A 3,852-nucleotide genomic window follows, 5' to 3' on the forward strand; every position below is an offset into this window, starting at 1 on the left:
AGATTTATATAAAATTTTATTCAAATTAATAGAAAAACCCTGTTTTAAAATTTATCCACAAGTTTGCTAGAAAAACCCTCTGTTTTTAAACAGGGGGTTTTTCAGCAAACTGAGAAATAAAAACTTCCCTAATGGGAAGTTTTTATTTCTAATTATTAGGTATTATATGCACCTCAATATTCTTTGTTAACTTTAAAAGCTTAGTAACGGTAGATCCTCTAATTAAGCTCTCCCATTTTGTTTTCCCACTATGCCCTATAATAATTTGAGTTATATATCTTTCAGTTGCAAACTTAGCAAGTTCCCTTGAGACACTCTTTCCTCTTAATGTTACAACCTTCGCTCCAAGCTGTTTAGCTAGCTTAAAATGACTTTCAAGCATTTGTATATCTTTTTGTGTCATTTTAGGCATAAAAACCCTTGTACAATTAATATTAACAATTATTAATTCACATTTGAATTTTCTAGCTATTCGTGCTCCTCTTCGAATAAGTTTTTTAGAAGATGGGCTAGGCCCAATACATACCATAACTCTTTCAATAACATGCCAATTTTCTTTTATTCCATGCTGTTTCTTATATTCCTCAAGTTCTTCATCAACTTCTTCAGCAGTTTGTCGTAATGCAATTTCTCTTAAGGCAGTAAGATTTCCTTGTCTAAAGAAGTTCTTTAATGACCTAACAACATTTTCATGTTTATATATATACCCACCATTAAGCCTGTTGCGAAGTGCAGTCGGAGTAATATCTATCACTACAACTTCATCAGCATTCTCTACTATAATATCAGGTATAGTTTCTCTTACAATAATTCCTGTAATCTGTCTAACTATATCATTAAGACTTTCCAGGTGCTGAATATTTAATGTTGATATAACATTTATTCCATGATTTAAAATTTCTTCAACATCTTCATATCTTTTTCTATTTTTTGATCCTGGAACATTAGTATGTGCAAGTTCGTCTACAAGCACAGTTGTAGGTCTTCTTGTGATTATTGCCTCTGTATCCATCTCTTCAAGAACCATTCCATTGTATTTAATTTTCTTTCTAGGTATAGCTTCAAGCTTTCCTATCTGGGCCTCTGTTTCTTTTCTTTGATGCGATTCTAAATATCCGATTAAGATATCTTCGCCCTTCTCAAGTCTATTGTTAGCCTCATTAAGCATAGTATATGTCTTGCCAACGCCCGGAGCATATCCTATATATATCTTTAATTGTCCCATCTGCTCCTCTTTTAGTCTCTTTAGTGCCTCTTCTGGAGTAGTTCTTTTAAATTTCTCACCCATATTTATAAATCCTTTAAACTAATATAATATTTATTGTTTATTATATATTATATGTAATGTTAATTATTTTATAAATATTGAAGTTAAATACGGATTACCTAAATATCTTTAAATTGCATATTATGAAGATAAGCATACACTCCATTCTTACTAATAAGCTCATCATGAGTTCCTTTCTCTTTTATACCTTCATCTGTAATAACTATTATTTCATCCGCACTTCTAATAGTGCTTAACCTATGAGCAATTACTAATGTAGTTCTGTTTCTTGCTAATTTTTCAAGGGATTTTTGAATAAACTTCTCACTCTCGTTATCTAATGCTGATGTTGCCTCATCCAAAATTAATATAGGTGGATTTTTTAAAAATACCCTAGCTATTGATATTCTTTGTTTTTGTCCGCCAGAAAGCTTAACTCCTCTTTCTCCTACATAAGTATCATAACCATCATATAAACTCATTATAAATTCATGTATGTTTGCTTTGTTAGCTGCCTCAAAAATTTCTTTATCTGTTGCATCAGGTTTTCCATAAGCTATGTTTTCTTTTATACTACCTGAGAACATATAAACATCTTGTTGAACTATTCCTATAGAATTTCGTAAAGATTTAAGTCTTATATCTCTTATATCTATGCCATCTATTGCTATAGAGCCATCATTAATTTCATAAAACCTTGGTATAAGACTGCAGAATGTTGATTTTCCACTACCAGAAGGTCCTACGATAGCAGTGGTTTTCCCTGCTGGAAGCTTTATATTTATATTGCTTAAAATATTGTGCTTATCATTATAGCTAAAAGATACATCCTTAAATTCAATATCTCCCTTTATATTTCTAATTTCTACTGAGTTTTCCCTATCTTCTATATCTGGTTCAGTATTCATTACTTCCAAAAATCTTTCAAAACCAGTTATCCCTCTCTGAAATTGTTCTGTAAAATTTACAAGTTTATCTATAGGATTTAAAAATATATTTATATACAAAATATAAACTACTAGATCTGAAATATTTAATGAACCTAAGCTTATAAATATACCGCCTGAAAGTATAACAGAAAGATACAATATTCCTTGGAAAAAGTTATTACCGCTAAAGAACCTGCCCATTATAAAATAGCTATCTTCCTTTGTCTTTAAAAATTCAATATTGCCTTGAGCAAATTTTAAACTTTCTATATCTTCATTAGCAAAGGACTTTACTACCCTTATTCCAGAAAGACTATCCTGTATTTGAGCATTAACATTTGCTATTTTTTCTCTATTGCTCTTAAATACACCTCTCATCCTTCTATTATAAGAATATGAGAAATACAGCATTACAAATGTAAACAAAAGAAGTATTACGGTTATTCTTACATTTATATTTAATAATATTATAAATGATCCCGTTAACTTCAAAATAGAGATAAATAAATCTTCTGGACCGTGATGTGCCAATTCTGATATATCAAAAAGATCCGTAACTATTCTAGACATAAGTTTTCCGGTATTTGTATTATCATAATATGAAAAAGGTAACTTTTGCAGATGATCAAAAATATCCTTTCTCATATCAGCTTCCATCTTAGCTCCCATTATATGTCCCCAAGATGTTATGTAATACTGACATAAATATCTAATAATGTACATACAAAACAAGGTAATGCCTATATATGCAACATAAAGAAGTATTTTATTTCTATCATTCATCACATATACATCATTCAAAAGATATCTTACTACGAGAGGAAATACTAAATCTATGACTGATAAAGTCAGTGCACAAAACATATCTGAAAAAAACATATGCTTGTATGGTTTATAATAGCTTATAAATTTCTTCAAACTACTCATATCACATTCTTAAATTAATTAAACTACTGCTTAACTAACATATAATTAGCTAAAATATTTAATTAATTTAATTTATGCCACCTTCCTTTCTCACTATAAACTAATATACAAAATAAAATAACACTTTTTTCTTAATTAATCAATGTAGTAATATATAGAGATACTATATTCTAAGAAATATCAAAAAGCTGTAAACCACTTTGCATAAAGTTCACAGCTTAAAATATACCCTAATAACTTCTAAAATCATAAAACTCACCATGATTGAAATAATTACTCTTTCTTAACAAAGTTGTATTCATTAGAAGTAACTTAATAAATTTTTACAAATAAAAAAACATCAAGCTATCACTTGATGTTACTTTCAAAATGGCTCCGCGGAGAGGGCTCGAACCTCCAACCTATCGGTTAACAGCCGAGTGCTCCACCATTGAGCTACCGCGGAATATTGTGTCCTTTGATTTTCAAAGGATACCTGGCAACCTCCTACTCTCCCACACAGTCGCCCGTGCAGTACCATCGGCCTCTTAGAGCTTAACCATCGTGTTCGGTATGGGAACGGGTGTATCCTCTAAAAGCATCATCACCAGATTAAGTTTTTATTGATGAAATTTTGTTCCATCAAAATTGCACATAAGTTTTAGCCTTTTTATTGGTCAAGCCCTCGACCTATTAGTATCAGTCAGCTTAACATGTTACCATGCTTACACCTCTGACCTATCAACCTTG

Annotated in this window: 2 protein-coding genes, 1 tRNA gene and 2 rRNA genes; all 5 read right to left on the reverse strand. The window is 30.7% G+C overall.

Translation table 11 applies throughout. The annotated features are described in order from the left end of the window. Positions 1–148 precede the first annotated feature (148 nt). Positions 149–1,288 carry a sensor protein KdpD gene (locus tag CPJCM30710_RS17285; protein WP_212905385.1) on the reverse strand — a complete coding sequence of 380 codons (1,140 nt, stop codon included), beginning with the start codon at positions 1,286–1,288 and terminating at the stop codon, positions 149–151. A 98-nt stretch (positions 1,289–1,386) separates the two neighbouring features. Then, positions 1,387–3,123, reverse strand: a complete 1,737-nt coding sequence (locus CPJCM30710_RS17290) for an ABC transporter ATP-binding protein (RefSeq protein WP_212905386.1) — start codon at positions 3,121–3,123, stop codon at positions 1,387–1,389. 370 nt (positions 3,124–3,493) lie between these two features. Further along, a tRNA-Asn gene (locus tag CPJCM30710_RS17295) sits at positions 3,494–3,568 on the reverse strand. A 28-nt stretch (positions 3,569–3,596) separates the two neighbouring features. After that, positions 3,597–3,714, reverse strand: a 5S ribosomal RNA gene (rrf, locus tag CPJCM30710_RS17300). 61 nt (positions 3,715–3,775) lie between these two features. Beyond that, a 23S ribosomal RNA gene (locus tag CPJCM30710_RS17305) occupies positions 3,776–3,852 on the reverse strand; the annotation flags it as partial.

This window comes from Clostridium polyendosporum, assembly GCF_018332455.1.
GTDB lineage: Bacteria > Bacillota > Clostridia > Clostridiales > Clostridiaceae > Clostridium_AY > Clostridium_AY polyendosporum.